Origin of the sequence: Kitasatospora acidiphila (assembly GCF_006636205.1) — a bacterium.
Lineage (GTDB): Bacteria > Actinomycetota > Actinomycetes > Streptomycetales > Streptomycetaceae > Kitasatospora > Kitasatospora acidiphila.
The window spans coordinates 1,774,572-1,801,199 of record NZ_VIGB01000003.1 but is presented as its reverse complement, the minus strand read 5'-3'; the positions used below and the strand labels follow the sequence as shown (position 1 = coordinate 1,801,199).

The window sequence follows — 26,628 nt, the reverse complement described above, 5'->3', positions numbered from 1 at the left end:
GCATGGACTTAGGGGAGCACCAGACAGACCGTCAGCCGGAGCGAGAGCGCCGACTAGCGAAGTTCGTTGTACCTCGTCAGCGAGGGCACTCCCGTGCCGACTGGACCGGAGAGCCTGCCGCACTCTACTGCCGCATCTCCCATGTCAGCGACGACGATCAGACCGGCGTCGACCGTCAGGAACGTATCTGCCGGGACATCGCGGAGCGCCTGGGTGTGCTGGTTGCCAGCGATCTTGTGTTCGTGGACAACAACCGGTCAGCTTGGAAGCGTAACCGCAAGCGACCCGGTTGGGACGGTCTTCTCACGGCTGTCCGCGCGGGGCGCGTTCGCCACATCATCACGTACCACCCTGATCGACTCATGCGGCAGCCACACGACCTTGAAGAGCTCTTGCAGGTCTCTGATGATCACGACATCACGCTGCACGGGCAGGCGAACCGGCGGAACCTCGCTGACCCGGATGACCGCTTCTTTCTGCGCATCGAGGTAGCCCACGCATGCCGTTCTAGTGACGACACGTCACGTCGCTTGTTAGACACGATGGTTGATCGCGCCAGGGACGGTCTTCCACACGGCGGGAAGCGCAGGTATGGCTACGCCACGTCCGGCATGGAGATCGTTCCGAATGAGGCGATCATTGTTCGGGAGGTGTTCACGAGGTTCCTGGAGGGCGACACGCCCCAGAAGATCGCCAACGATCTGAACAGGCGGGAGGAGCGTACGGCGCTCGGCAAGGAGTGGAACCCGCACACCGTGCGTGCCTTGCTGGACAACCCGCACGTGGCGGGGATCCGGATCTTCCGGGGAGAAGAGATCGGCGCGGGCGAGTGGCCTGCCATCATCGCGCGAGGGCTCTGGGACGAGGTGCGTGACCGGCGTTCCTATCGGGCAGCGGCCGAGCCGACGAGCGAGAACAAGCAGCCAGACCGGTTCTATCTCCTGCGCGGACTGGTGGTCTGCAAGCGGTGCGGCATCCGGATGGCAGGCTCTGATGGCAGTTACCTCTGCGGACGCAGCCAGCGGACGGACTCGGCATCGTGCGGCCGGAAGGTGTCGGCTCCCACCCTGGAGAGCTTCGTGAGGGATGCCGCTATCAAGATCCTTGAGCGGTTGGACGTGACAGGCAACACTGCGTCAGCCGCACTGTCCCCGGCCGACGAGGCTGCTATCGAGGCCGACCGTCAGGAGCTCAGTGAACTCAAGGAGATGTGGGAGGCCCGGGAGCTGACCACGCGTGAGTACCGAGCCATGCGCAAGACCGTTGAGGACCGCATCGCGGCACTGCAGAAGAAGCTGATCGTTCGGCCAGTGGTTGAAGTGCTTGAAGGGCTGATCGGTCCTCACGCCGAACGCAGTTGGAAGGCCCTTGAGGACGCCAAGAACTACCAGCGGATGAACTCGGTCATGCGGTTCCTGTTCTCGGCAGTGATCATCGATGCTTCGAGCTCTCGCGGTCGGGCATTCGACTACGGTCGGGTGGAGATCGAGCCCAATCCCATCCTCTGAACACACGGGAGCCGGTTGGGATCCCTCGGAGAAGGGTCCCAACCGGCCCGGCCGTCAGTCGCTCGCGCTCTCCTCGCACGGTGTCAGTAGCCGTGCCAGTCGCTCCGCACTGCCAGGGCTGATCCGGCGAGGGAATCGCGCACAGACGCGTTCCAAGTGCCAAGCGCGGCTCTGGCGTTCGGTGTCCGGTTCATCTGTGGTGGTGGTCGGCGCACACCCAGTCGTATCAGCGTCCATGCTCAGCCCCCACCAGCCGGGCCACCCTGTCAGCTCCTCGGGGTACTCGCCGCGCCCCACCCACCCACCCATGGACCAGGCCGTGCCGGGCGAGGTCTGCGACATGCTGCGCCCCCACCTTCCGGTCATCGCGACCCCCCGTCCGTGCCCATTTCCCACCGTGCGATCTCGCGATTGGTGGCGTTGTCCTCGGCGACGCCACGCGCGAACAGCGCCTCACCCGGCGTGTAGCCGCGTCCCACGTACCGCCAGGCCCCATCGGTGACGACCTCCACGCCGGCGGGCAACTCGGCCGAGCGGTGCCGGCCCTGGCGGCTCGAAGCTCACCGTAAGTCGTCGAGTAGGCAACCGACTTGGTCAGGCAGTGGCCCCCGTAGCCGAGCATGTGAGCCCACGCGCGCAGCCGCAGGTGTTCCAACTCCGCCAAGCCGCCCAGGCGCCAGCACATACCGATCAGAGCCCGCACATGCCCGGACACGGCCAAGTGCGCGATCTCACCGGCCGACGTGATCGGGTAGTCCACCGCCCCGGCTAATTCGGCGCTCTTGGTCACGTACTTGGCGACGTACCCTGCCACCGCGTCATCCCGCAGCGCTTGACCGTCCGGGAACGCCCCGATGGGCCGCACATCCAGTTGCTCGCCCCAGCGCAGGACCACATCCCCATAGGCGGCCGACGGCGGAGCCTCCACCCACACAGCCGCAGCAGCATGCCGGACACAATGCTCCAGCAGCAACGCGGACGCCCAGGCGGGCGGAGCCGAGGCAGGACCGTCCGGCCCATCCAGACGCACGACGGCATGGAAGTGAACCGCGCCGCGCTTCTGGTACTCGGCCACCTTGGCGAACGAGACGATCACGTGCTCGCGCAGCCGACTTCGGGGCAGACCGGCCGCAGTGGCCACAGCCCGGCGGGTCTGATCGGTGAAGCGGTTCCACAGCCGCCCGGCGTGAGCGTGCCACAGCACCTGACCCGTGTAGTCGTAGCAAGCCGGGCACAGAGGCGAGCCGACCAGCGCATCATCCGGGTCATGGATCGCTTGGCAGTTGGTAGTACGACCGTGCGGACATATCGCAGTCCGTCGCTGCGGGCGGCATGCCCGGCCATCAGAGGTCGCGCGGTGGACCCGGCCAAAGGACGGGGCAGTTAGCGTCACGAACAATCTCGTGTGCCCGGCCACACTGTCAGGCAGGCCCTTGCCGCCACTCAGTCCCGCGCGCACGAGGTAGAAGGTGTCTCCCTGGTAGAGCCGGGAGCAGGTGGGGCAGCGACGGGCACGGCGGTTACCGCAGCGCACCGCAAGCCGCTCGCCCGGTTCACCTGCAGTGGAGTAGGCGGACAGGATCTCACCCGTCGCGGCATCCACCCTCGTGGTGTGGCCGGACAGGTACACCGGCTGCGCGCACCCGCCGATGCTGTGAATCTGCTCAAGCCACCGGGTGAACCCAGGCGCGGTGGCTACGTGGAAGACGTCCCGGTCCAGCTCGGACAGGGCCCGAAGTCGGGCGTCCAGCGCAAGCAGGTCCCGGCGGGCAGCCGGGTCGGAGGGGTCAGGGTCAGGTCGAACAGGAGTGGACGCGCCATCGGCGACGGACACGATGCAGCCTCCTCCAGGCATGCGAACCGGTCAGGGTGACGAGCGAGCCGAACGCGCGAGATGGTCGGATGCGCGACATGGCGATCAGTCCTTTCGAGAGCACCGGCACTGCCGGACGGGCCACACAGACCCAAAAGATGAGCGAAGTCACTTGCAGGAAACGTGAGTTGACGGACCCAGGGGGGCTGGACACGCGCGCCTATTCGAGAGGCTCAACGGCACTCACGGCCGGATCCGGGCATGCGCCCATGGAGTGAGTGTTTCGCTGGCCGAGCCCAGCAGGGCGGTCCCCTGTCGTGCTGTCGTTCTCCTGACAGTGTCTCAAACGTTATGATGAATCGCTAGCATGTTCGACATATTGGGAGGACCCAGGCTGCCGACGACGGCGCAGCCGGGTGGCGTAGGTCTTCTTTACATTCCTCAAGCGGCGGCGCGTTCGCGCCGCCGGGCGGCCTTGGCCCGCAGGCCGGGCATGCGGCCTGACGGCCGGTCCCGGCCGGCGGCCCGGCCGCCCCACGCGAACACCCACCACGAGCACGACGAGGCGACCACCCGGGACCAATACAGCGCCCGGACAGCCAAGATCACCCAGCGCGAAGCCGCGGGAGACCATCCGATCGCCCGCGGCACGAAATCGCGAGCCCGGCCACCACCAAGGCAGCCGGACCCGTCGCACCATCGTCACTCCTCCCCGTCGTCCTGGCCTTCGTCCTCCTCTTCCGCTTCGCCGTCCTCCTCCTCGGCCCACAGAGCCGCTTCTGCGGCAGCCCGCTCCTCGGGGGTCAACCGCTCCAAGCTCGGCGGCGCCTCGGGGTCGAAGAACACCTTGAGGTCACCGAAGCCCCCGGGTGCACGAACACCCACCGGTGTTCCAACTCGCAGACCGGACGGGCGTAGCGGATCAACGCCGCCGCCACCTCAGCCGCCCGCAAGCCCTCCTCGTCATCGACGCCCACCGCGCAACGCACCACGTGCCCGACGATGTGATGGAAGTGATCACCCCCGCAGGTCCCACTGACCTTGGAGCCAAACTCGTGGGCAAACCAGTACTCGGCCCGCCAACGCCTACTCAACCCGGGCGGCAGCCCCGCCCACTCGACATCAGGCCACCAGGCCTTGCGCCAGGAACCGGCCCGCCGTCGAGCCCGCCTCGCAGGCCGCCTCCACCGCCCGCGTGACCCTGCGCACGTGGTACGGCAGACACACGTTCTCCAGCTCCGCGACGTTCACCCAGTCGTAGCCGAGCAGGTCCGGACCGGCCGCCTCCTGCGGACGCGCCAATCCCGCGTGCTCCGCGCTCAGCCGACGCACGAACACGAAGTTGTACCCCTCCCGCGCCTCCGGCTCCCGGCTCGCGGGCGAGTAGTCCACCACCGCCAGATCCACGCCACCGAACGGCACCGCGATACCCAGCTGCAACCGCACGATCCGCTCCACCGCCACGATCGCCGACTCGTTCGGCGCGCAGTGCCCACCCGGCAGCCACCCGCACCGCCGCTCCCGCATCCGAAGAACCATCACCTGATCCTCCGTCGGATGCAGCAGCACCGCCTGAGCCCCGATCCGACGCGGCGGCGGACTCACGTAGTTCGACCTGTCCATGAAGATCAGCCCTCTTCCCTGACACCGTCGCGCGGCGAACCGTCCGGTCCACCGTCGTCACCCCGACTGGCAGCCGCGTCAGCCTCCGCCACCAACCGGGAGGCGACCCGACCAGCCACCCCCGACCACCGCACACCGGCCCGATCAATCGAGGCCAACACCCGCGACCCACCACCGGGCACATCCCTGGGAACCTTCGAACTGGACATACCTCTCCTCACGAGGAAGTCACGACAATGAATGAGGCGGCCACGGCCCGGGGAACGGCACCCGTGCACAGACGCCGAGACCGCCAGTCCGGACACGTTGACACTCACGCCCGGACCCGCCCCCAGCAGATGAACCAGGGGCCACCCGCGTCACCCGTGGTGATCCACCAAGCGGCGCGGGAGTCTTCACACCATCAGCCGGACGGCCAGCCCGAGCTGTCCCACGGGCCGTCACTGCTACCGTCACCGAGCCCACCCGGGAGACCATGACGATCCACCAAGTCAGCCGTCTTCACGACGCTGTCTCGCACGGCCCCCCGGTACTCCTCACACTCCATCAGCAAGGCCAGGTGCTCCCGAGGGAACGACCGGTGATTACGCGTGTGATCCGGCTCAGCCCACAAGAACGCCAAGACCTCCGCCGAGATGCCATCCAGCGGCGAGTAGCCCGTCATCGCCGCCGCCTCGGACACCGAGGAGCGTGGATCACCCGAGCCCGCTCGATCGCCGAAGCGACCGCCTGAATCGAACGACCCTCCAGTGCATCCAGGGCAGCCAGACCGTCACAGGTCCGACACTCTGTAGTCGGTGGGCCGGAGGCCATCAGGTCGCCCGGTTTGGGCAGGTCGGCGAGCCGCAGGTGCACGGGGGGAACTCGCTGCTCGACCGTCGTCCGAGGAGTCGGCTCGACTCAGCCGGGTCGTAGTCGTCCAGGGGGTTCCAGCCAGGCGGGAGGGAGTCGGGCCGTCCCCTTTCGCGACGGAAGTCGGGGTTGTTGATGACGTCAGCGCTCACGGTTGTCAGCCTCCTAGGACATCTTCCTCGCTGTCGTAGGACACAACACTACGCAGTCGCAGCGTCACGGGAGTACGCTTGTCGGTGTCCTAGTACACGACATGACTGATCGTCAGGGGGGCTCCGCTATGGCTGCCCGCAACACCTTCACGAAGATCGCCGATCACTACCGCTCCGCGATACTGACCGGAGAGCTGCCCACCGGGACGCAGCTCCCCTCGCAGCGGGACATCTGCAAGACCTGGAACGTCGCCTCTGCAACGGTGACCCGCGCCCTCCAGCAACTCATGGTCGAGGGGTACGTCTACACGTCCCCTCGCGGAACCTTCGTGGCCGACGAGGCCAACATCACCGCATCCGGGCGTGATCGGCTCCTCCAGGTCAACCGCATCCGCTCCAGCCTCATGGACTACGAGACCTGCATCGTCACCTTGGCAGAACTCAGGGTGCCGCCGCTCTACGTGCAAGAGATCTTCGGACTCGACCCCGGAGATCAACTGGTGCGCCGTGAATTCGTGGTCGGCCACGGAAAGAGCCGCACGATGTACCAAGGGGTCTACTACCCAGCCGAGTTCGCGGCCCTGGTGCCTGACCTGCTCAGCACCGCACCTGGGAAGAATGCCGGGCTCTTCGGCCGGATCCTCGAAGCGACCGGGCGCACCGTCACCCACGCCCGTGACGACATGCACGGCCGAGCCGCCAACCAGCGCGAGGCGTCCGCCCTGGCCATCCCCAACGGTTCGCCCATCCTGGCGGGGGTGCACCGCTGGTCCGACGACCACGGGGTGATCGAGTACGGAGAGTGGTGCATTCCGGCCCGGTACACCATCGGGTACGAGTACAGCCCGACGCGGTAAGCCGACGCCGATACGCCTTGACCGCTCACGCCAAGGCCCGGACACCCCACAGGCGAGTGTCCGGGCCTTCCGCTTGTCCGTCCCAAGCTGCCGCGCTGTGGCCCGGCCCGGCGGGGGCAGGCTTTACGCACCTTGCCGAGCCGGGACCCGCGTCGGGCAAGACCGGGGGGCCACTCGGCCAAACTGCGGTCAGGCCCAAAAGCCCTGACCGAGTCGCAACAGCTTACGGCCCCCCGGCCATGTCCGACCCCAGCCCCGCAAGGACACCGCCCAAAGCCTGCCCCCGCCTTCTGCATCGGCTCACGCGGGGAAGTGAATAGGTTGCAGAAGGGGCTTGACCCAGGCGATCACCATGCCGCTGTTCTTCGGCTCCAACGCCCTCTACCCGCTGCACCTGATGCCGGGCTGGCTGCAGGCGATCAGCAAGGTGAATCCGCTCAGCTACCAAGTCGACGCACTGCGGGGCCTGTTGATCGGCGCTCCGGCCCATCTGCCGCTGGACTTCGGCGTGTTGGCCGCGGCCACCGCCGTGGGTATCGCGGCGGCCTCGGCACTGCTGGGACGGCTGGCCCGATGAGCCCGAAGGCGTAGCCCTAGTCGACCGGGTGGCCGCTCCGTTCGCGTCGGCCGCCCGGTCGCTGGTGGAGAGCCAGGCCCACCGCACCGGCCGCCGCCGCGAGGCCGAGGGCGGCCAGCAGGCGGGCGGCGTCGGAGGTCTGGGCGGGAGTGAGGGATGCCGCCAGGACCAGGGCGGATGCGGCGCAGGCGGACAGGGCGGCGCCGGGACTGGTCGGCAGGTGGGCGTGGCTGCGGGCGTCGATGTGCAGCAGGTAGCCGATCAGCAGAGCGGTGATCGCCGCCGCCAGCCAGGCGGAGGGCTGGGTGAGGGCGGCCAGCAGGACGGCCGCCGTGGCCAGCACGGTGTTGCGGTGCCGGGCCAGTTGCACGTGCAGCTGGGCGGACGGGGCGGTGGGACGGGTCCTCAGCGGCGGTGCGGCCCACCATCCGAAGCCGACTGCCGCCGCCACCCCGACCAGGTGGAGCGCCATCATGGCCCCGCCCATCGGGTTGGTGGCGGCCGTCAGGAGCGCCATGCCCAGGCAGCGGCTGAGCAAGCGCTCGGTCACCGCTCTACCGCCAAACCAGCGCCCAGTCACCGCCTTACCGCTGACCGAGCGCTCGGTCACCGTCCTACCGCCAAACCAGCGCCCAGTCACCGCTGCCTCCCCTGAATCCGCCCGCGCCGCAGCGGCGCGACCGCCAAGTCCAGCGTCTCGCCGGGCTGATGGGTCACCACCGGCACGCCCCGATTGCGCAACGCGAACCGGATCGCCTCGCGATCGGCGCGCCACAGCTGCCTGGCCCGCACCTCGGCCTGCTCCGACGGATCCACCTCCGGCTCGCCGAACGGGATCTCCACCGCCACCAGCGGGTTCCCCCGGTCGGCCAAGTCGCCCAGCACGTCCAGGATCCGCTGGTCGGCCAGCGGCGTGAACGCGTACACCAGCGCACCTGCCGGCAGCGCCCGCGGCGGCAGCCGGTGCAGATCCGGCGTGCGGTAGCCGAGGTCCTTGCGCACCTCCAGCACGCTCTCCACGATCCGGTAGAACTGCTGCTCCCCGGAACCCGCCTGCAGCCAGCGCAACTTGCCGCCGACCGAGACCACGCCGACCCGGTCGTGGGTGCGCAGGTACGCCCTGGTCAGGCCGGCGGCCGCGCGCAGCGTCTCGTCCAGAGTGGAGGCACCGGAGACGGGGTCGGCCAGATCGCCCAGCGCGTCCAGCAGCACCACCGTGTCCACCGCCCGCTCCGCGCCGAACTCGTTGATCTGGATGCTGCCGCGCCGGGTGGTCGACGGCCAGTGGATCCGGCGCTGCCGCTCACCCCAGACATGCGGGCGCACTCCGATCACCTCCACCCCCTCGCCCGCCTGCCGCGAGGCGTGCTCGCCGAGCCGCTCGGGCAGCCGGACCGGGATCGGGGTCAGCCCGGCGGCGGTGGGCACCGGGAAGACGTCCACCTCGCCCAGCTCCACCCGCACCGTGCGGCGGGCCAAGGCGCCGCCGTCGTAGAGGTCCAGATCGACGGTGCCCGCGCTCCAGCGGCCCCAGCGGGCGGCGGTGAACTCCAACTCCACGGCGGCACGGCCGATCCGCTGCTCCCGCAGCGTCAGCCCCGGCCCCGCGAGGAGGCCCGGGTCGAGCAGCCCGACCTCACCGTCGTGGGCGACGGTGATCCGCGCGGTGACCGTCTCGCCCTCGAAGCAGCGGCGCGGCGTCACCTCGGCGGTGGCCGACACCTGGGTGGGCCTGGTCCGTCCGGGCGCGGCCAGCACCACCAGCACCACCGGGCCGGCCGCCAGCGCGAGCAGCCAGGGCTGGCCGGTCAGCAGGGCGGCGACCGCGGCGGTCACGGCCACGGTCAGCAGGCGCAGCGTGCGCTCGCCGGTCCGCCAGCCGCCCGGTGACGGCGCGGGCCCCTCGCTGAGCGTCAACTGCGGTTGCTCAGGCCGCTCATGTCGCTCCGGCGCGGTGGTGCTCATCACGACGCCGGAACGGCAGCCACGGCGGCGTCCTGCCCGAGCGGCACACCGGGCAGCGTCTGCGGGGTCGGCACCTCCGCCACCAGCCCGCTCAGCACGTCGTCGGCCGACACCTGTCGCACCCACAACTCCGGCTTGAGCGTGACCCGGTGAGCTAGCGCGGGGACCGCCACCGACTTGACGTCCTCCGGCGTCAGGTAGTCGCGGTTCGCCAGCATGGCGCGGGCCCGGCCGAGTTGGACCAGCGCGAGGCCACCGCGCGGCGAGGCGCCCACCTGGATCTGCGGATGCGACCGGGTCGCGCTGATCAGGTCCATCACATAGCGCACCAGGTCGTCGGCCACCTCGACCCGCTCCACCGCCGCCCGCATCGCCAGCACGGTGGCCGGGTCGGCGAGCGGCTGCAGCACCGCCTCGGGCGCGGCGCGGTCGATCCGGGCCCGCAGCATCCGGGCCTCCGACTCGGCCGGCAGATAACCCATCCGCACCCGCAGCAGGAACCGGTCGAGCTGCGCCTCGGGCAGTGCGTAAGTGCCGTCGTACTCGATCGGGTTGGCGGTGGCGATCACGGTGAACGGGTCCGGCAGCCGGCGCGTGGTGCCGTCGATCGACACCTGGGCCTCGGCCATCGCCTCCAGCAGCGCGGCCTGGGTCTTCGGCGGGGTGCGGTTGATCTCGTCGGCCAGCAGCAGGTTGGTGAAGAGCGGGCCGGGCCGGAAGACCATCTCGCCGCTGCGCTGGTCGTAGAACGGCGCACCGGAGACGTCCGAGGGCAGCAGGTCGGGCGTGAACTGGATGCGCCGGAACTCCAGGCCGAGCGTGGTCGCGAAGGAGCGGGCCAGCAGGGTCTTGCCGAGGCCGGGCAGGTCCTCGATCAGCACGTGCCCGCCGGCCAGCACGCCGAGCATCACCAGCTCCAGCGCCTCGGGCTTGCCGACCACGGCACGCTCGATCTCGGCCAGCACCTCGCGGGCGAGCTTGCCGGCCTGCTGGGGCGTCAGGTCTTCGGTGGTCACAGGGTCCTCACAGGGTCCAGGGGTGGTACGGGTGCCGGCGGTGGCGGGCCGCCGGTTCACAGCGCGTCGAGCCGGTCGATCAGCGCGTCGAGCCGGTCGGCCGGGATGGTGGTGGACGGGGGCGGCTGCGCCGGATCGATCCAGGGCCAGAGGTCCGCGCCGACCAGGGCCGCGGCCTTGGCGGGTTCGGTGTGCAGTGACACGCCGTGGCGCTCGGAGAGCCGGGCGGCGTACAGGCGCTGCAGTTGGGGGCGGAGCGAGCTGAGGTAGCCGTCCGGGTCCAACCCGCCGCGGACGATCCAGTACCAGTCGCCTATGCCAGGCAGCCGGGAGGTCATCAGCCGGGTGTTCCGTCGGTAGCCGCTGTCCTGTGAGGCCGCGCCGGCCACATAACGACCCGTCAGCAGTGCGACGGTGCCCAGCACCGCCGCGCCCAGGCCGAGCCCGGGCAGGCCGCCGACCAGGCCCAGCACCAGTTCGGCGCCGGCCGCCACCGGCAGCAGCACGGTCAGTGAGTGCCGCACCGACCCGACCTGGTCGGTGGCGTCCGGAACGTCCTGGTCGGCGGTGCTCCGACCGACCTGGTCAGTGTGGTTCCGACCGGGCATCAGGAGACCCCCTCGGCGGGTTGCCCGATGTGCCGGGCGATCGTGTCGAGGGCAGCGCGAGCGCGGTCGAGCTCCGGCGCGCCCATCGGGTGGCGGGAGTAGCGGGCCTCCCGGAACAGTGCGGTCAGCGCGGTGCCGGCCCCGGTGGGCACGGTGCCGAGGGCCACCGCGCGGGCCAGCAGCTCGGAGGGGCTGTCCGCGATCCGGCGGGCGACCCCCGAGGCCGCGAGCGACTCCTCCATGGCCGCGTAGCAGGCGATCACCGCGGCCCGGGCGTCGGCCCCGAGCAGCGCCTGCCGCCCGGAGCCGACCGCTGCGGCCAGTTGCTCCTGCTCGTCGAGCGCCCGGCTCGGCACCGGGCCCCGCCGCCGGGTCCGGCGTGGCCCGCGGCGGCGGTTGCGCAGGGCGTTGAGCAGCAGGCGGCCGAGCAGCACCAGGAGCACCAGGATCAGCAGGGCGAAAACGATCACGATCGCGTTGCCGACGGCGGTGTGGTCGGCCCCGCCCTGCGGGGGCACCTGCGGGAGCTTCGCCTGCGGGAGCCGCGGGGTCGGCGGGGGCCGGTGGTGGGCGTTCACGGCGGCCAGCGCGGCGACCGGCAGTACGACGGCGGCGGTCGGCAGCAACCACGCCGCTGTCCTGGTGAGCCGCTCGGCCCGGGGCGTGAGGCCCGTCAGGTGGCGGACCGCCGCACGGTAGTCCCGGCTCACCGTCCCCACCACGATCGCCCAGCCGATGCCCAGCAGCGCCACCCAGCCGGACGCCCGGCCCAGCGGAGCACTGCCCGTACTGAACAGGCCGGTGGCCGGCCGCAGCACCAGCGCCGCGAACGCCAGCCCGACCACCGCGGTCAGCGCAAGTACGGCGCGTAACACCGGGCGGTTGTCCTCCGCCGGTCCGGGGCTTGCCGCGCCCGGTGGACTCGGCGGGGTGTCCGATGGCGCACCGGCGTGGTCGGTCGGCGTGTTCGGTCCGGACATGCGTGTGGAATCCCCCCGTGCGGGACCGCTTCGATGTGTGAACGCGGCCCGGCAGGACCGCAGCTTCGCACAGCTCACGCTGGATTGTCAGCACCCGCAACATACACGCGGTGGTGGGCGGAACTACGATGGGCCACCTGGTGGCCGAGGTCGGGAACTGTCGCTCGTTCAGCTACCTGGGTGCTGTCATATCGACAGACCGTCAGCTGGGATGACTGGGGGCTGGGCATGGCCGCTGTTCAGGCGGAGGGCGCTCGACGCCGATGGAGAAGGGCCAGAGGAGCCGACGCGCCGCGCTCCAAGCGGAAGCCGCGGCCGTTCTGGCAGGAGCTGCCGATCCTGGTGGTGGTGGCCGTGGTGCTGGCCCTGGTCATCAAGACCTTCTTCGTCCAGGCGTTCTCGATCCCCTCCGAGTCGATGCAGAACACCCTGCAGCCGGGAGACCGGGTGCTGGTGGACAAGTTCACCCCGTGGTTCGGCGCCACGCCGGAGCGCGGCGACGTGGTGGTCTTCAAGGACCCGGACGGCTGGCTCAAGGGCGAGGGCGAGAAGGTCGACCACCCCAATGCGTTCCAGCAGGCGCTGAGCTTCATCGGGCTGATGCCGGGTGCCGGGGACCAGGACCTGATCAAGCGGGTGATCGCGGTCGGCGGGGACACCGTGCAGTGCGATCCGGGCCAGCCGGTCCGGGTGAACGGCACCGCGCTGACCGAGCCGTACATCTACCCCGGCGCGACGCCGTGCGACGACTACTCGGTGGGCACGATCACGGTGCCCAAGGGCAAGCTGTGGATGATGGGGGACCACCGCAACGACTCCTCCGACTCGCGGTTCCACCACAAGTTCGGGCCGGGCGACGGCTTCGTGCCGCAGTCGGACGTGGTCGGGCGGGCCTTCGCCGTGGCCTGGCCGCTGTCCCGCTGGTCCACCCTGCCCGTCCCGGCCACCTTCCAGCAGCACTCGCTGGCCGCCTCGACCGCCGCGAGCACGGCGGCGACGGTACCCATGCTGCTCTGGTACCGCCGCCGCACCCGCCCGCTCGGACGCTGACCGGCGTCAACGGGCCCACGTCGGACGCTGACCAGCGTCAACGGGCCCGCAGGAACTCCCGGTTGAGTGCGCCGATCGCGTCCAGCCCGATCCCCTTCGGGCACGCCGTGGCGCACTCGCCGGTGTTGGTGCAGCCGCCGAAGCCCTCGCTGTCCATCGCGCTCACCATCGACCGCACCCGGGAGCGCCGCTCCGGCGCGCCCTGCGGCAGCAGGTTGAGGTGCACCACCTTGGCCGCGGTGAACAGCATGGCCGAGCCGTTCGGGCAGGCCGCCACGCAGGCGCCGCAGCCGATGCACTCGGCGTGCTCGAAGGCCCGGTCGGCGGCCTCCTTGGGAACCGGCGTGGCATGCGCGTCCGGGGCGCTGCCGGTGGGGGCGGTGATGTAGCCGCCCGCGCCGATGATCCGGTCGAAGGCGGAGCGGTCCACCACCAGGTCCTTGATCACCGGGAAGGCCGCGGACCGCCAGGGCTCGACGTCGATGGTGTCGCCGTCCTTGAAGTGGCGCATGTGCAACTGGCAGGTGGTGGTGCGTTCCGGGCCGTGCGGCTGCCCGTTGATCACCATGCTGCAGGCGCCGCAGATGCCCTCGCGGCAGTCGTGGTCGAACGCGACCGGCTGCTCACTGCGCAGGATCAGCTCCTCGTTGAGGATGTCCAGCATCTCCAGGAACGACATGTCCTCGGTGATGCCGCTGATCTGATAGACCGTCATCTCGCCTGGCGCGTCCGGTCCGGACTGCCGCCAGATCCGCAGGGTGAGGTTCATGCGTAGCTCCGCTGGGTGGGGTGGACGTAGTCGAAGACGAGCTCTTCACGGTGGAGCACCGGCGGGCCGTCCGGATTGAACTCCCAGGCGGCGGAGTAGCCGAACTCCTCGTCCCGGCGGGCGGCTTCGCCCTCCGGGGTCTGGCTCTCGACGCGGAAGTGGCCGCCGCAGGACTCGGCGCGGTGCAGCGCGTCCAGGCACATCAGCTCGGCCAGCTCGAAGTAGTCGACCAGCCGATTCGCCTTCTCCAGCGACTGGTTGAGCTCCTCGCCGGTGCCGGGCACCTTGAGCCGCCGCCAGAACTCGGCGCGCAGCTCGGGGATCCGTTCCAGCGCCTTGCGCAGGCCGGCCGCCGAGCGGGCCATGCCGCAGTCGTCCCACAGCAGTTCGCCGAGTTCGCGGTGGAACGAGTCGGGGGTGCGGTCGCCGTTCACCGCGAGCAGGGCCGCCAACCGGTCGGCGGCCTGCGTCCGGGCGGCCTGGACCTCGGGGTGGTCCGGGGTCAGCGGCTCGGCCTTGGTGCGGGCCAGGTAGTCGTTGAGGGTCGGCGGCAGCACGAAGTAGCCGTCGGCCAGGCCCTGCATCAGGGCGCTCGCGCCCAGCCGATTGGCGCCGTGGTCCGAGAAGTTGGCCTCACCGATCGCGAACAGGCCCGGGACGGTGGTCTGCAGGTCGTAGTCGACCCAGAGCCCGCCCATGGTGTAGTGGATCGCCGGGTAGATCCGCATCGGCACCCGGTACGGGTCCTCGGCGGTGATCCGCTGGTACATCTCGAAGAGGTTGCCGTACCGCGCCTCGACGGTGTCCCGGCCGAGCCGGGCGATGGCGGCCGCGAAGTCCAGGTAGACCCCTTGCCCGCCCGGGCCGACCCCGCGGCCCTCGTCGCAGACCGCCTTGGCGGCCCGGGAGGCGATGTCTCGGGGCACCAGATTGCCGAACGCGGGATACATCCGCTCCAGGTAGTAGTCCCGCTCGCTCTCCGGGATCTCGTTCGGCGGGCGGGTGTCGCCCGCTGCCCTGGGCACCCAGATCCGGCCGTCGTTGCGCAGCGACTCGCTCATCAGGGTCAGCTTGGACTGGTGGTCGCCGGAGCGCGGGATGCAGGTCGGGTGGATCTGGGTGAAGCACGGGTTGGCGAAGTAGGCACCGCGCCGGTGAGCGCGCCAAATGGCCGTGGCGTTGGAGTTCTTGGCGTTGGTGGAGAGGTAGAAGACGTTGCCGTAGCCACCGGTGGCCAGTACCACCGCGTCCGCGAGGTGGGTCTCCAGCCGGCCGGTGACCAGGTCGCGGGCCACGATGCCGCGCGCCCGCCCGTCCACCACCACCAGGTCCAGCATCTCCGTCCTGGCGTGCAACTCCACGTTGCCCGCGGCGATCTGGCGGGACAGCGCCTGGTAGGCGCCCAGCAGCAGCTGCTGCCCGGTCTGGCCGCGCGCGTAGAAGGTGCGGGACACCTGCACGCCGCCGAACGAACGGGTGTCCAGCAGACCGCCGTACTCCCGGGCGAACGGCACGCCCTGGGCCACGCACTGGTCGATGATCTCCACCGAGACCTGGGCCAGCCGGTGCACATTGGACTCGCGGGCCCTGAAGTCCCCGCCCTTGACGGTGTCGTAGAACAGCCGGCGGATCGAGTCGCCGTCGTTGCGGTAGTTCTTGGCCGCGTTGATCCCGCCCTGGGCGGCGATCGAGTGAGCGCGCCGCGGTGAGTCCTGGAAGCAGAACTGGACGACGTGGTAGCCCTGTTCGGCCAGTGTGGCACCGGCCGCCCCGCCGGCCAGGCCGGTGCCCACCACGATCACCGTGCGGCCGCGCCGGTTGGCCGGGTTGACCAGCTTGGCCTCGAACCGCCGCCGGTCCCAGCGCTCTTCGATCGGCCCGTCCGGTGCCCTGGTGTCGGCGATCGGGGCGCCGACGGTGTAGTCCTGGTAGCTGGTCATCGCGTGGCCCCCATGGGTGTCGTTGCTCACTTGACGGCTCCCGCTGCTCACTTGACGATTGCCGCCGCTCACTTGACGGCTCCCGTCATCACGGCGATCGGCACGGAGAGGAAGCCGGCGGTCAGCGCGAACGCCAGCAGGTTGGCACCGGCCTTCAACGCCCGGTCGCGGCGCGGGTTGTTGAGGCCCAGGGTCTGCGCGGCGCTCCAGAAGCCGTGCCGGACGTGCAGGCCGAGCGCCAGCATCGCCAGGCAGTAGACCACGCCGCTGTACCAGGTGTGGAAGGACGCCACCACGTTCTCGTAGGGGTGGCCCGGCTCGGCCTTCGGGTTCACGGTCAGCGTGGTGAGGTCCAGGATGTGCCAGACGATGAAGAGCGCCAGGATCACCCCGCCCCAGCGCATGGTCCGGGTCGCGTAGCTGCTCCGCGCCCGCCGGTGCTGGTAGCCGGTCGGGCGGGCCCGCAGGTCGCGGCGGCTCAGCTGGTAGGCGGCTGTCCCGTGCACCAGCACGGCGGCCAGCAGCACCAGGCGGGCGATCCAGAGGAACCACTCGTGCCCCAGGAACGGCTGCCCGATGGTGCGCAGCCAGGCCGCGTACCCGTTCATGTCGGCCGGGCCGAAGAAGATCTTCAGGTTCCCGATCATGTGGAAGACCAGGTAGCCGAGCAGCACCGCGCCGCTCACCGCCATGGCCGCCTTCTTGCCGACGGTCGAGTCCCACAGGGCCGCGATCGCGCCGCGGCCGACCGTGGGCGTGCTGCGTTTGCTGGTGCCGGAGCGTTCGGTGCGCTCACTCGTCAGAGCCATGAACATGACGGTAGGCAGCGCCTCCATCATCCGTCCAAGACATCTTTCGGCTCATCACGATAGGCAGCACCTATCATGGCTCCATGCAGCTCCAGCAACTGCGCTACTTCGCCGCCGTCGCCGACACCCACCACTTCACCCGCGCGGCCGAGCGGCTGCATGTCGCGCAGCCCTCGCTCTCCCAGCAGATCCGCTCCCTGGAGCGGGAGTTGGGTGCGGAGCTGTTCCATCGCGGTCGCGGTGACACGGCGCTCACCGACGCCGGCCAGGCACTGCTGCCGCTGGCCAGGCGCATCCTGGCGGACACCGAGAGTGCCCGCAGCGCGGTGCAGGAGGTGGTCCAGCTGCGGCGCGGCCGGGTGCGCCTCGGGGCCCCGCCGAGCCTGTGCACCAGCCTGGTGCCGGACGTGCTGCGCGCTTACCGCGCCCGCCACCCGGGCGTGGAGCTGCTGGTGAGCGAGGGCGGCTCCCGCGACCTGGTGGGCACCCTGGCCGCCGGCGAACTCGACCTGGCGCTGGTGATCACCCGGCCGAGCGGCGAGCGGCCGCCGGGCATGGCGCTGACCGAACTGCTCCACGAGGACCTGGTGCTGGTCTCCGACCGCCCGCTGCGCCGCCGCCGGATCCGGATCGAGGACCTGCGCGGCCGGCCGCTGGTGATGTTCCGCGAGGGCTACGACCTGCGCGAGGCCACCCTGGCGGCCTGCCAGGCGGCCGGCTTCCAGCCCGAATTCGCCGTCGAGGGCGGCGAGATGGACGCGGTGCTGGGCTTCGTCCGAGCCGGCCTCGGCCCGGCCGTGGTCCCCGGCATGGTCGCGGCCCGCAGCGGGCTGGCCGTCACCCCGTTCGCCGACCACGCGATGGGCCGCACCATCGCCCTCGCCCACGGCGCCGAGTTGCCCCTCACCCGTGCGGCGGCCGCCCTGCGCGAGGTGCTGCTCGGCTACCTGCGCGAGGCGGGCGAGGCCGGCGCGCTGCCGCCGGGGACCAGGCTGCTGCCGCTCGGCTGACGGCCGGCCGGTTCGACGCCGGGGCTCAGCAGCGGGGTTCGACGCCGGAAGTTCAGCGCTCGGTCAGCGCGGCCAGGCCCACATCCGGGCTGACCGGCCGCAACCGGCCGTCGGAGGCGGCCGAGGGCTTCAGCAGGGCCAGAACGCCGACGTCGTCAACTCCGGCGGGACGCTGTGAGTTTGCCCAGAACGGCCGCTCCTACCCTGGTCTGTTCACCACGGTGATCAGGTAGTCGGTGTCGGGCATGGTGCCCGCGAGAACGAACATGCACTCCGAGCGCTCCCACGCTCCCGGAAGCAGCACCCCATCGCGCTCCAACTCGCGGATGTGGGACAGCGCCAGCTGGTCGCGGGTGGATTCGCTGGCCATGGCACCAGGAAAGCTTCGGCGGATGTGAATGATGGGGGCGTCATCGGCGATGAGCGGCAGGAACCTGGTCACCAATGGGAGGGCATCCTCCATCGTCGGGAGGATGGGGCCGTTCCTTGCGACGATGACGCCTTCGATCCCTTCGGGATCCCTCGGTTTGACGTCATGGCGTCCGGTCGGGAGCACCGGCGTGGTCAGCTCGCTGTGGGTCGGGCAAGCACCGTACGGAATGCGCGGCATGTCGACGGGCCCGGTCCCCGGCGGAGGGTACTCGCTCAGGCAGTCCTTGCACAGCGTGTACCGGCACTGCTGGCATTGCAGCCCCGCGGGGTTGATCGACCTGATCGTCTGGGTGCTGGGAACGAGAGCATGGGGCGAGCACCAGGCGGTGTGGCAAGCCGAACACTCCGTCATGAGGTCTGCCAGAAGCGCGCTTGCCCGTTGCTGACCGGTCAGCGGCTCAGCCGCTTCGAGATTGGCCGTGCGGCTCGTCGACAGGAGCACCCGAGCGATCTGCGGGGCCAGGAACCCCCTGGGGGAGGGATGGCGCAACTCCCGCAGGACCTCATCCATCGCCGTTCTGCGCCGACCGTCCCGGAGCAACTCCTCCACGCGCCCCAGCAGGCTCCCCTCGGTCCCCGCGTCCGGTGGACTCTCGTCCAGCGGACCCTTGCGCCGCTTGCTCCACCACTCCCGAAGTCCGAATCGCGGCATGGGATCACCGGCATTCTCTGAGTGCGGCTGCTTCGAGGTGACGACCTGCGGCGGTCAAGGCATCCACGGCCGTCCGGTGCACTTCCGTGAAGAGCTCCCGGGGCAGGGGCGCGGTGAGCAACCGGTTGAGGTGGTTCACAGCCTCGCCGAAGCGGCCCAGCCGGAGCAGGGCGTGCGACAACGCGAGTTCCCTGCGGTGCTCGTCGGCCTCGACCAGTGGAACGGCCGTGGTGTGCAGCGGCGGTCTCCGAAGGCCCGCGTCAAGCATGGGGGCGAGGTGCCGGAATGACAATGGACGATTCTCCCTCAGCACTTGGAGGCAACTGGAGAGGATGATGCTGATGTCCTCACCCGGGGGCGGGACCGGCACTTGGGTCAGGGTGCCCTGCCCCCAGTAGTACAGCTCTTGGGTGCGCTCCCGTGGTCCGTCGGACGCGTAGTAGTCGAGCAGCTGGGTGCGCTGCGTGGCCGGATCCGATGCCAGTGGAAAGGGGTAGGGGAGCCTTCCCGTACAGGCCTGATAGAGGAGCACGCCGAACGAGAAGATGTCCGTCCGCGTGTCGCACGGTTCCTGCCGGAGCGCCTCGGGTGCGGCGTACGCCCAGGTTCCGCCGCGTGCCGACGGAAACCGTCCGCCTTGGATGCGGACCTGCAGTGCGAGGCCGAAGTCGGCGATCTTGGCGTTACCGGTGTCGTCGATGAGCACGTTCGACGGCTTGATATCGAGGTGCGCCATCTCCGTGCGCTTGGACAGGTGAACCAGGCCGGCGCACACACCCTGGAGTACCTGGGTGAGTCGATCCGGCACCGGTGCCGCCTCCGTGGGGCGGAGGGCGCCGGTGTGCCGGCCGATCGAAGACGGGAACGAGGGGGAGCCGTGCAACTGCCTCAGCAAGTCGGCCAGCGTCGAGGGGGTGTACTCCAACACGATGCCCCGGCGGCCGCCGATCGACGTCTCGTCAAGAGCAGTGACAACGTGAGGGTGGGGTTCGAGTCCCAGGAGCATCGCAAGCTCGGCGTCACCGACGGCTGAACCGGAGCGCGGGATCTTGATCGCGCGGCGATCTCCGCGCTCGACATCGTCCACCATCAGGACCCACGACTGGCCACCACGACGGATCTCCGAGACCGACCAGCGGCCGGCCACCACCTCGCCCACGGCTGCGGGTGCGCCGGCGAGGAGCCGAGGAGGCTCGCACGGCCCGTCGACGGTCAGCTCATCGTCCATCGCCTGCCTCCTCCTCAGCCTCAGTCTCAGTCTCAGTCTCATCGTCATCTTCTGACGCCGTCGGTGCCGCGTTGGGGTCGTAGAGATCAGGTGCGCTGAACTCCACCAGCATCGTTCCACTCGCGACGCTGATGCGGTCCTTGTCACCGACCGGGCATGAGTCGCCCTTGGCGATCCTCAACTGCCGGGTGGCGCCGGCAAGGAACGCGGGGCGGGATCCGAGGTGCTGATAGACGAGCGTCGTGCCGACCAGGCTCAGATGGCCGTGGAAGCGACTGTCGCGAGGGTCGGGCAGGTACACCCGGCTGGCCGAACTGCGGCCGAACGAGATGGTGAAGTCATCGGTCTCCAGGAGGAGTTCCGTCCGGTTTCCCCGCACCCACGACAGGCGGAGAGTTCCGCGGATGAACCGGTCGGCCGGTGCGGTGGGACGCAGACGCAGACGCAGACGCTCCGGCGCGAGCGCGACGAGATCTTCCACGCAGGAGAGCAGAACCGTGTCACGGTTCCAGCGCTCGGCGTTGAGGCGGGCGGACACGACACCGATGACGCCACCCGTCCCGGTGAGCAGCACAGGTGCGCCGCTCATACCGGGTTGAGCGTGCCGGCAGCTGACCTTCACCCAGGCACGGCCGGTCTCCGCCGTCACGCCCACATAGTGGCCCACCCCGGAGTCGTAGTCGCGCGAGGCGGCGAAACCGCGCAGGTGAACCGGATCCCCGGGGGTGGCGCTCGTGTGTGACACGAGCGCCATGGGCTGCCACTCGGCGGCCGCGCCGACCTGCAGAAGCGCCAAGTCGGCTGCCGCGTCCGACGGCAGTGCGGCGTCGACCGGCAGCGACACCCCGGGCACCGTCAGCGGCTCGAAGGTCCATTCGGCCTCCGGGTGAGGACCGATCACGTGTGCGGCGGTGGCGGCCAACCCGTCGGCGGTGACGATGAATGCGGTGCCGACGGCCACACCGTCACGTACCAGCCTCCCGACCACGTCCATGGCGGCCCTAGTCCGGGAACAGCCGGTCGGCCAGCGCGAGTAGAGGATCACTGCCCGGCTGAGCCTCAGCCGAGAGCCGTTCGGCCGATCCGTCCGCACGGGGACCGCGGGACGCCTTGACCGCCGCGGCGAGCTTGTGGCCGTTGAGAGCCGCCGTCTGGTTCGCCTCCGCGCGACTCTCGGCGGCGTCCGTGCGCGCCTTCAGGTCCTCAACTCGCTGTCTCTGCACGGTAGTGCCGAACAACGCGCCGATCGCTGCAAAGGCGACGGCCTCCACCGAGGCAAGGACGACGAGCAGGCGTGACCAGGTGATCTCGCTCGCACCGGTGTCGACGGCCAGCCAGACGAGGAACCCGAGCCACACCGCGATGATCGCGACGGCAACGACGAGCGCAACCCCTGCGAGCGACCCGCCCGACCTTGACCCGCCGCCCTCGTCCTCAGTTTGAGACACTCAGCCCCCTTCTCAGTGGCGCATCCTGCTCCCGCTCCGCTCCCGCTGTCAGCAGGGCGTTCTCGCGGCCAAGAAGCCGCCCGCCCTTGCCTCGTGGGCATCTCCCTTCTACCACTTCCGGCTCATCCCCTGCCCGTTGTTGGGACATGTCCTCACACAGTCCTCGCCGAAACCGGTGGCCCGGCAAGGTGCGGCGCAGCCATCATGGATCGGATGCGAACCCGCTAGCGACGAGGAACCGCGCCCCCATGCCAGTGCCTGCCGACCCGACGGTCCTCCACCCGATGCCCGAGCACCCGCGCGTGGTGCTGCTCAAGCCGCTGGTGAAGTCCCCGCTGATCGAGGTCGGGGAGTACTCCTACTACGACGACCCGGACGACCCCACCGCGTTCGAGACGCGCAATGTGCTCTACCACTACGGGCCGGAGAAGCTGATCATCGGCAAGTACTGCGCCCTGGGCACGGGAGTGCGGTTCATCATGAACGGCGCCAACCACCGGATGGACGGCCCCTCGACGTTCCCGTTCCCCACCATGGGCGGCTCCTGGGCCGAGCACTTCGACCTCCTCACCGGCCTGCCGAACCGCGGCGACACCGTCGTCGGCAACGACGTCTGGTTCGGCCACGGCACCACGATCATGCCCGGCGTGCGGATCGGACATGGCGCCATCATCGCCTCCGGCGCCGTGGTCACCAGCGACGTGCCCGACTACGCCATCGTCGGCGGCAACCCGGCCCGCCTCATCCGCACCCGCTACAACGACGAGGACATCGCCCGGCTGCTCGCGGTGGCCTGGTGGAACTGGCCAGCGGAGCACATCACCGACCACGTGCGGAGGATCATGTCGGGGAGCATCGCCGACCTGGAGGCCGCCGCGCCGGACGCGCCGCGGCTCTGAGTGGAGAGCAGTGGCAGGCATGCCACCGGCCGCCGATTGGCCCGCGACTCGGGCTCGGCACATGGAGAGGCTTGATGCCCCGACGTCATATTCAGGGAGTAGCAGCGATGCAGGTAGCCGTGGTCACCTTCGACGGGTTCAACGAGCTCGACACTTTCATCGCCTCAGCGCTGATCAACCGGTGTCGCAAAGACGGCCTTGAGGCCTTCATCACTACGCCCGTGCCCGTGGTCACGTCGATGAACGGAGTCGAGGTGACCGGGCAGCGTCCGATGGAGTTCGTCACCGAGGCTGACGTCGTGCTGATCGGCAGTGGGGTGAAGACGCGCGACGTGGTCGCCGATGACCGGCTGCTCGCCATGCTGCGGCTCGACCCGTCGCGGCAGCTGATCGGTTCGCAGTGCTCTGGCGCGCTGGTGCTCGCACGACTCGGGCTGCTGGCTGGGATGCCAGTCTGTACGGACATGACGAGCCGGCCCTATGTCGAGGCCTGCGACGTCACCGTACTGGACGCACCTTTCCACGCAGAGGGGAACATCGCCACGGCGGGCGGCTGCCTGGCATCGCAGTATCTTGCCGCCTGGGCGATCACCCGGATGCTCCGGGAGGATGCCGCGCGTGGCGCCATCGGCTACGCGGCTCCGGTCGGCGAAGTCCAGGAGACCGTCGAACGAGTGATGGGTGCCCTCCACGCAGGCGAGGTCGCACGGCGCTGACACCCGCAAAAATCGTCAGGCCGGCACGCCCCAGCTCGATCGTGCTCGTCCTCGCAAGGGTCACCGAGTGGCCGGATCGGCCGTCCAACTGGCCAGCAGCCGCAGCGCGTCGGCGGTGGGCGAGCCCGGCTCGACGTTGTAGACGCACAGGGTCTGGTCGGGATCGCCCGGGGGCTGGAAGGACTCGTAGGCGAAGTGCAGCTCGCCGACCTCGGGGTGCACGTAGGACTTGCTGCCGTGGGTGCGGCGCAGCACCTTGTGGTCATTCCACCAGGTGGTGAACTCGGGGCAGCGCAGGGTGAGTTCGCCGACCAGATCGGCCAGCCGGCGGTCGTTCGGATAGCGGCCGGCCTCAAGTCGCAGGATCGCCACGGTCTCGGCGGCGATCCGGGCCCAGTCGCCGACCTTCTCCCGGGCGGTGGGGTCGAGCAGGTAGTAGCGGGCCAAGTTGCGCTGGGTGGCCGGCAGCGCGTCGAAGTCGGTCAGCACCTCGCGGGCCAGCCGGTTGGCGGCCAGCACATCGGTGCGCCGGCCGAGGACGAACGCCGGGACGTGCTCCAGGGTCTGCAGCATCAAGTGCAGGCCCGGGCGCACCCGCTGCGGGGCGGCGGTGGTCTGCCGCACCGTGCCGGGGCGGGCCAGCAGGTCGTTCAGGTGCTCGCGTTCCACCGGGTCGAGCCGCAGCGCGCGGGCCAGCGCGTCCACCACCTCGCTCCCGCGCGTCCGATATCGGCTGCTGGCGTGCGGTTCGCCGCCGCCCGGCCCATGCTGGACCTGTGGGGGGCCGAGCACGGGGGTTTGACCACCTGCCTGGTGGCCGCCCAACGCGTGATCGAGCGGCTCGCTCGTGGGTGTGCAGTGATCGGCGCGTTCGCCGACGGTGCTCGCGCGGAGCCGGTGATCGAGCTTCGGTCGACCGTCAGTCGGCTGCTTTCGTCGACTCCGAGAACCTCGGCCGCGCAGCCCGGGAAGGGCGCTTGTCCATGACTTCTCAACCGCCACAAGCACCGCCTCCGCACGCGGCGCACTTTCGGATCCTTGCGCTGCTCGCCGCTGTCCTCACCGTGTTCGTCTGGGCGGTTCCGGTACCTGCCGGCGCGCAGGCCCAGACCTTCGACGTCAAGCCCGGCAGCTGGCTGTCCACGGGGATTCAGCTCAAGAAGGGTCAGAGCTTCGCAGTCACCGCCACGGGCATGCTGAATTATCCGAACTCGAATCAACCGTGGGGCCCGGACGGGTACTACCAGCTCGGATTCTTTGCTTACAACCTCAAAGGCCGGTTCGGTGCCGGCAACAACACGCTTTTCGATATCGGCGTCGGCGGCTCCTTCACTGCGCCGATCGACGGGAAGTTGGAACTGGGCATCACCCACACCTACGAGAACATCGAGGCCAATGACAGCAATATCCAGGGCATGTTCGTAGTCAATGTCTATCCGACCGCTCCCGCGACCTCCGGCCAGCCATCAGCCGGTTCTTCTGCTCCCGCGACCTCCGGCCAGCCATCAGCCGGCTCTTCTGCTCCCGCAACATCCGGTCAGCCGTCACCCAGCGCTGCGCAGTCAGCCCCGGCCGGGCTGGCGGCGGGGCTGACCTGCGACACCAGCGTGCTTCAGGATTCCGGCCAAGTGACCTGTTCGGCCGGGGTGACGGGTGAAGCCGCCAACTCCAACATCACCTACGAATGGACGGTCGACGGACAGGTACAGCCCGGCGCGACCGGGAACACCCTGAGTCTTGGCGGTGTGTCGGTCGGCGACCACCAGGTGAGCGTGAAGGCGAGCGACACCGTCAACAACGTGAGTGCGGACTCCCCGACCGTGTTGTTCACCAGGGCCGGGGCCGGCCAGACCGCACAGTCTCCGTCGCTCGCTCCCAGCCAGGGGTCCGAGTTACCCGGTACCCATCCGACGGGTGGTGGATCCTCCGTGTTGCCGCTCGTGGCGGGCCTGGGAGCCGCGGCAGCGGCGGCCATCGCCGGACTGCTCGCATTGAACCGCCGCCGGCGCCGTCCGCCGGTCGGAGACGACGGGTTCGAGCCGCGGAATCAGGGGGAGTGCGGGGACTTGCTCCTACAGCTTGACCAGGACCTGAACCGGACGCTGAACGAGATGCGGCAGGCGGTCGACGAACGGAATGACGTCAGCCTGCACAAGGCGAATTTCGAAGTCACGGCCGCGGAGATGCGAAGCAAGGCCGCGGAACTTCGCTGGCGTATTGCGCACTACGACGCGGAGGTGGCTGCCGGTGGCACCAATATGCTCCTGGGAATGGGGTTCTACAGCTCACTCGCCACGATGATCGGCGCGGTGGGCACTCTGGCGACGACGGTGGCCGCCAGGGGGATCCGGGCATGGCGGCTCTTCGGGCTCGCCCGGAAAATCTACAACAACTTCCAGGGTTTGAAAGTGACCATACCGGCGTTTTCCGAGACAATCCCGGGTACGAACGTGCAAGTGGACTTCCCGGAGTACTCCATCCGCATCCCGTACTCGAAGCTGCCAAGGCTGCGGCAACTGGGACTGGACATGGTGCAGTTCACCAGGGCACTGAGCGACGCGATCGATGGGGCTGCGAAAGGGTACGACGACGACCTCGGCCGACGGGCGGCAGAGATCGACGACCTGCGCCGTGACGCACAAAGCCTCTACGACAGGCGTGAACGGACCCATCAGAACTGCCTCGCGGCAGGAAACCTGCCGGAAGGGACGTGGCACCGCCCAGCTCCTTCGTACAGCTACGGCAGTGACGGGTCGATCATCGGGATCGACCAGTAGAGGAGGACGAGATGGGATGGAGCGAGCTGATCGCACGGTGGGGCGCGGACGGGCCGGTGCGCGGGGTACCGGGCGGTTTGAGCGTGACATTTGAAGGAATGACACCCGCAGAGATCACCGCACAGGAGAAGAGCCCCGACGAGGTGGAACTTGTCCTCGAATGGCATCCACCGTGGCGGCCGGGCGATGCGGCCGCGTCGCTGTTTCCGCTGGACCGGCTCGCGCACGCGTGTGCCCAGGCGCGATCCGGCCTGCTGCACTGCACGGCCACGAGTCAGGCGATCCAGGTGCGCATGACGCTGTACCTGGAGGGGCTTTCACGACAGTCGTTCGTCGGCGTTGCCGCGGAGATGGCCCGCGCCGTCACGTTCCTCGATGAAGTCGGCGCAGAGGCCGGGACCCAGGCATCCGAGCTCCAGGAGGCCGAACGTTTGATGGCCGAGGCCCAGCGCTCCCTGGAGGAAGCCGAGTCCAAAGTGGCCTCGGCGCCAGCCGGGACGGGAGAAGCGCGCCCCGAGGCACGGGCCGCGGCGCCGGAGAAGCAAGGCCTCGGGCCACCCCCCGAAGCCTCTCCGCCTCCGTCTCCGCCGCCACCGCCGAACGCCGCGCACGCGTGGCAGCCGACTCATCGCATCGCCAAGGGAGGCGAACCCGCCTGGAGCACTCCCGACCCGGCGCGGGCCCCCGTCTCGCAACTCAACGCCGGACTCGAAGTACAAGTCTCCGACGAGGCGAGCGGCTGGGCAAACATCATCTGCTCGAACGGCTGGTCAGGCTGGGTCCGCGCCCAGAGTCTCACGCCGCTCCGGGGGCGGCGGCCCGGCACGTGACCTACCGGCGAAGGTGACGGCCCGGGCTCCGGCCAGGCGACAGCGCCCCGCTCCGGGCGACCGTCCGATGACTTTGACCAGGTCGATGACGGTGACGCGTGAGGCACACCCGCCGGC

At 69.8% G+C, this 26,628-nt stretch carries 24 protein-coding genes and 1 pseudogene; 9 read left to right on the top strand and 16 right to left on the bottom strand.

Annotated elements, in window-relative coordinates; translation table 11 throughout:
• Positions 1-2: 2 nt before the first annotated feature.
• Positions 3-1,508, top strand: coding sequence for a recombinase family protein (locus E6W39_RS09105; RefSeq protein ID WP_141633096.1), 1,506 nt, complete (start codon positions 3-5; stop codon positions 1,506-1,508).
• Between the two features lie 226 nt (positions 1,509-1,734).
• Here E6W39_RS09105 and E6W39_RS41160 read toward each other — a convergent pair whose 3' ends face one another.
• The 3 genes from E6W39_RS41160 to E6W39_RS09090 all read right to left on the bottom strand — a co-directional run bounded on the left by E6W39_RS41160 (position 1,735) and on the right by E6W39_RS09090 (position 4,944).
• Complete coding sequence (locus E6W39_RS41160; protein ID WP_323808995.1) at positions 1,735-3,363, bottom strand: replication initiator; 1,629 nt, start codon at positions 3,361-3,363, stop codon at positions 1,735-1,737.
• Positions 3,364-4,023: 660 nt separating this feature from the next.
• Complete coding sequence (locus tag E6W39_RS09095) at positions 4,024-4,206, bottom strand: hypothetical protein (protein ID WP_141633095.1); 183 nt, start codon at positions 4,204-4,206, stop codon at positions 4,024-4,026.
• 237 nt (positions 4,207-4,443) lie between these two features.
• Positions 4,444-4,944, bottom strand: coding sequence for an NUDIX domain-containing protein (locus E6W39_RS09090; protein ID WP_228718043.1), 501 nt, complete (start codon positions 4,942-4,944; stop codon positions 4,444-4,446).
• Positions 4,945-6,076: 1,132 nt separating this feature from the next.
• On the opposite strand from E6W39_RS09090, the gene E6W39_RS09085 reads away from it, so the two are divergent.
• Complete coding sequence (locus tag E6W39_RS09085) at positions 6,077-6,805, top strand: GntR family transcriptional regulator (protein ID WP_141633093.1); 729 nt, start codon at positions 6,077-6,079, stop codon at positions 6,803-6,805.
• A 331-nt stretch (positions 6,806-7,136) separates the two neighbouring features.
• Positions 7,137-7,382 (top strand): annotated as a pseudogene (locus E6W39_RS09080) (ABC transporter permease); the annotation flags it as partial.
• 16 nt (positions 7,383-7,398) lie between these two features.
• Here the strand turns inward: E6W39_RS09080 and E6W39_RS09075 are convergent.
• The 5 genes from E6W39_RS09075 to E6W39_RS09055 form a co-directional block, all read right to left on the bottom strand.
• On the bottom strand, positions 7,399-7,932 hold the full coding sequence (locus E6W39_RS09075; protein WP_141633092.1) for a hypothetical protein: 534 nt from the start codon (positions 7,930-7,932) through the stop codon (positions 7,399-7,401).
• A gap of 86 nt (positions 7,933-8,018) precedes the next feature.
• Positions 8,019-9,347: a DUF58 domain-containing protein gene (locus E6W39_RS09070; RefSeq protein ID WP_141633091.1), complete on the bottom strand. Its 1,329-nt coding sequence runs from the start codon at positions 9,345-9,347 to the stop codon at positions 8,019-8,021.
• Positions 9,347-10,363, bottom strand: a complete 1,017-nt coding sequence (locus E6W39_RS09065) for an AAA family ATPase (protein ID WP_228718042.1) — start codon at positions 10,361-10,363, stop codon at positions 9,347-9,349. Before E6W39_RS09065 ends, E6W39_RS09070 begins: the two co-directional genes overlap by 1 nt.
• A gap of 56 nt (positions 10,364-10,419) precedes the next feature.
• Positions 10,420-10,971: a hypothetical protein gene (locus tag E6W39_RS09060; protein ID WP_228718041.1), complete on the bottom strand. Its 552-nt coding sequence runs from the start codon at positions 10,969-10,971 to the stop codon at positions 10,420-10,422.
• Entirely contained in the window at positions 10,971-11,951 is a 981-nt protein-coding gene (locus E6W39_RS09055) for a DUF4129 domain-containing protein (protein ID WP_141633090.1), read from the bottom strand. The genes E6W39_RS09060 and E6W39_RS09055 overlap by 1 nt, the downstream gene beginning before the upstream one ends.
• A gap of 228 nt (positions 11,952-12,179) precedes the next feature.
• On the opposite strand from E6W39_RS09055, the gene lepB reads away from it, so the two are divergent.
• Positions 12,180-13,001, top strand: coding sequence for a signal peptidase I (gene lepB / locus E6W39_RS09050; RefSeq protein WP_141633089.1), 822 nt, complete (start codon positions 12,180-12,182; stop codon positions 12,999-13,001).
• A 37-nt stretch (positions 13,002-13,038) separates the two neighbouring features.
• Here lepB and E6W39_RS09045 read toward each other — a convergent pair whose 3' ends face one another.
• The 3 genes from E6W39_RS09045 to E6W39_RS09035 form a co-directional block, all read right to left on the bottom strand.
• Positions 13,039-13,770, bottom strand: coding sequence for a succinate dehydrogenase/fumarate reductase iron-sulfur subunit (locus E6W39_RS09045; protein ID WP_141633088.1), 732 nt, complete (start codon positions 13,768-13,770; stop codon positions 13,039-13,041).
• Complete coding sequence (locus tag E6W39_RS09040; protein WP_141637622.1) at positions 13,767-15,710, bottom strand: fumarate reductase/succinate dehydrogenase flavoprotein subunit; 1,944 nt, start codon at positions 15,708-15,710, stop codon at positions 13,767-13,769. Before E6W39_RS09040 ends, E6W39_RS09045 begins: the two co-directional genes overlap by 4 nt.
• A gap of 68 nt (positions 15,711-15,778) precedes the next feature.
• Positions 15,779-16,519, bottom strand: a complete 741-nt coding sequence (locus E6W39_RS09035) for a succinate dehydrogenase cytochrome b subunit (protein ID WP_141633087.1) — start codon at positions 16,517-16,519, stop codon at positions 15,779-15,781.
• Between the two features lie 83 nt (positions 16,520-16,602).
• On the opposite strand from E6W39_RS09035, the gene E6W39_RS09030 reads away from it, so the two are divergent.
• Positions 16,603-17,529, top strand: coding sequence for a LysR family transcriptional regulator (locus tag E6W39_RS09030; RefSeq protein WP_141633086.1), 927 nt, complete (start codon positions 16,603-16,605; stop codon positions 17,527-17,529).
• Positions 17,530-17,728: 199 nt separating this feature from the next.
• On the opposite strand, the gene E6W39_RS09025 is transcribed toward E6W39_RS09030, so the two are convergent.
• From E6W39_RS09025 to E6W39_RS09010, 4 genes are all read right to left on the bottom strand, one after another.
• Positions 17,729-18,511 (bottom strand): hypothetical protein, encoded by a 783-nt coding sequence (locus E6W39_RS09025; protein ID WP_141633085.1) that lies wholly within the window; start codon positions 18,509-18,511, stop codon positions 17,729-17,731.
• A 106-nt stretch (positions 18,512-18,617) separates the two neighbouring features.
• Positions 18,618-19,841, bottom strand: a complete 1,224-nt coding sequence (locus tag E6W39_RS09020) for a protein kinase domain-containing protein (protein WP_181799167.1) — start codon at positions 19,839-19,841, stop codon at positions 18,618-18,620.
• Positions 19,831-20,835 carry a trypsin-like peptidase domain-containing protein gene (locus E6W39_RS09015; protein WP_141633083.1) on the bottom strand — a complete coding sequence of 335 codons (1,005 nt, stop codon included), beginning with the start codon at positions 20,833-20,835 and terminating at the stop codon, positions 19,831-19,833. Before E6W39_RS09015 ends, E6W39_RS09020 begins: the two co-directional genes overlap by 11 nt.
• A 7-nt stretch (positions 20,836-20,842) precedes the next feature.
• Positions 20,843-21,199, bottom strand: a complete 357-nt coding sequence (locus E6W39_RS09010; protein ID WP_228718040.1) for a hypothetical protein — start codon at positions 21,197-21,199, stop codon at positions 20,843-20,845.
• Positions 21,200-21,537: 338 nt separating this feature from the next.
• Between E6W39_RS09010 and E6W39_RS09005 the strand changes: the two genes are divergently transcribed.
• Together E6W39_RS09005 and E6W39_RS09000 are read left to right on the top strand one after the other, a co-directional pair.
• Entirely contained in the window at positions 21,538-22,188 is a 651-nt protein-coding gene (locus tag E6W39_RS09005) for a CatB-related O-acetyltransferase (RefSeq protein ID WP_141633081.1), read from the top strand.
• Positions 22,189-22,295: 107 nt separating this feature from the next.
• Entirely contained in the window at positions 22,296-22,904 is a 609-nt protein-coding gene (locus E6W39_RS09000) for a DJ-1/PfpI family protein (protein ID WP_141633080.1), read from the top strand.
• Between the two features lie 60 nt (positions 22,905-22,964).
• Here E6W39_RS09000 and E6W39_RS08995 read toward each other — a convergent pair whose 3' ends face one another.
• Positions 22,965-23,609, bottom strand: a complete 645-nt coding sequence (locus E6W39_RS08995) for an MmyB family transcriptional regulator (protein ID WP_228718039.1) — start codon at positions 23,607-23,609, stop codon at positions 22,965-22,967.
• A gap of 278 nt (positions 23,610-23,887) precedes the next feature.
• Between E6W39_RS08995 and E6W39_RS08990 the strand changes: the two genes are divergently transcribed.
• A complete protein-coding gene (locus E6W39_RS08990; RefSeq protein ID WP_141633079.1) occupies positions 23,888-25,681 on the top strand; it encodes a hypothetical protein in 1,794 nt (597 codons plus the stop codon).
• A gap of 11 nt (positions 25,682-25,692) precedes the next feature.
• Positions 25,693-26,511: an SH3 domain-containing protein gene (locus E6W39_RS08985; RefSeq protein ID WP_141633078.1), complete on the top strand. Its 819-nt coding sequence runs from the start codon at positions 25,693-25,695 to the stop codon at positions 26,509-26,511.
• Positions 26,512-26,628 lie beyond the last annotated feature (117 nt).

What these genes read in the sequence shown, in the direction of transcription:
- E6W39_RS09005 (WP_141633081.1), top strand. Translation starts at nt 21,538, where the DNA reads ATGCCAGTGCCTGCCGACCCGACGGTCCTCCACCCGATGCCCGAGCAC.
- E6W39_RS09020 (WP_181799167.1), bottom strand. Translation starts at nt 19,841, where the DNA reads ATGGACGATGAGCTGACCGTCGACGGGCCGTGCGAGCCTCCTCGGCTC.
- E6W39_RS09040 (WP_141637622.1), bottom strand. Translation starts at nt 15,710, where the DNA reads ATGACCAGCTACCAGGACTACACCGTCGGCGCCCCGATCGCCGACACC.
- E6W39_RS09045 (WP_141633088.1), bottom strand. Translation starts at nt 13,770, where the DNA reads ATGAACCTCACCCTGCGGATCTGGCGGCAGTCCGGACCGGACGCGCCA.
- E6W39_RS09070 (WP_141633091.1), bottom strand. Translation starts at nt 9,347, where the DNA reads ATGAGCACCACCGCGCCGGAGCGACATGAGCGGCCTGAGCAACCGCAG.
- E6W39_RS08985 (WP_141633078.1), top strand. Translation starts at nt 25,693, where the DNA reads ATGGGATGGAGCGAGCTGATCGCACGGTGGGGCGCGGACGGGCCGGTG.
- E6W39_RS41160 (WP_323808995.1), bottom strand. Translation starts at nt 3,363, where the DNA reads ATGCCTGGAGGAGGCTGCATCGTGTCCGTCGCCGATGGCGCGTCCACT.
- lepB (WP_141633089.1), top strand. Translation starts at nt 12,180, where the DNA reads ATGGCCGCTGTTCAGGCGGAGGGCGCTCGACGCCGATGGAGAAGGGCC.
- E6W39_RS09000 (WP_141633080.1), top strand. Translation starts at nt 22,296, where the DNA reads ATGCAGGTAGCCGTGGTCACCTTCGACGGGTTCAACGAGCTCGACACT.
- E6W39_RS09015 (WP_141633083.1), bottom strand. Translation starts at nt 20,835, where the DNA reads ATGGACGTGGTCGGGAGGCTGGTACGTGACGGTGTGGCCGTCGGCACC.
- E6W39_RS09090 (WP_228718043.1), bottom strand. Translation starts at nt 4,944, where the DNA reads ATGGACAGGTCGAACTACGTGAGTCCGCCGCCGCGTCGGATCGGGGCT.
- E6W39_RS08990 (WP_141633079.1), top strand. Translation starts at nt 23,888, where the DNA reads ATGACTTCTCAACCGCCACAAGCACCGCCTCCGCACGCGGCGCACTTT.
- E6W39_RS09060 (WP_228718041.1), bottom strand. Translation starts at nt 10,971, where the DNA reads ATGCCCGGTCGGAACCACACTGACCAGGTCGGTCGGAGCACCGCCGAC.
- E6W39_RS09055 (WP_141633090.1), bottom strand. Translation starts at nt 11,951, where the DNA reads ATGTCCGGACCGAACACGCCGACCGACCACGCCGGTGCGCCATCGGAC.
- E6W39_RS09035 (WP_141633087.1), bottom strand. Translation starts at nt 16,519, where the DNA reads ATGGCTCTGACGAGTGAGCGCACCGAACGCTCCGGCACCAGCAAACGC.
- E6W39_RS09085 (WP_141633093.1), top strand. Translation starts at nt 6,077, where the DNA reads ATGGCTGCCCGCAACACCTTCACGAAGATCGCCGATCACTACCGCTCC.
- E6W39_RS09030 (WP_141633086.1), top strand. Translation starts at nt 16,603, where the DNA reads ATGCAGCTCCAGCAACTGCGCTACTTCGCCGCCGTCGCCGACACCCAC.
- E6W39_RS09105 (WP_141633096.1), top strand. Translation starts at nt 3, where the DNA reads ATGGACTTAGGGGAGCACCAGACAGACCGTCAGCCGGAGCGAGAGCGC.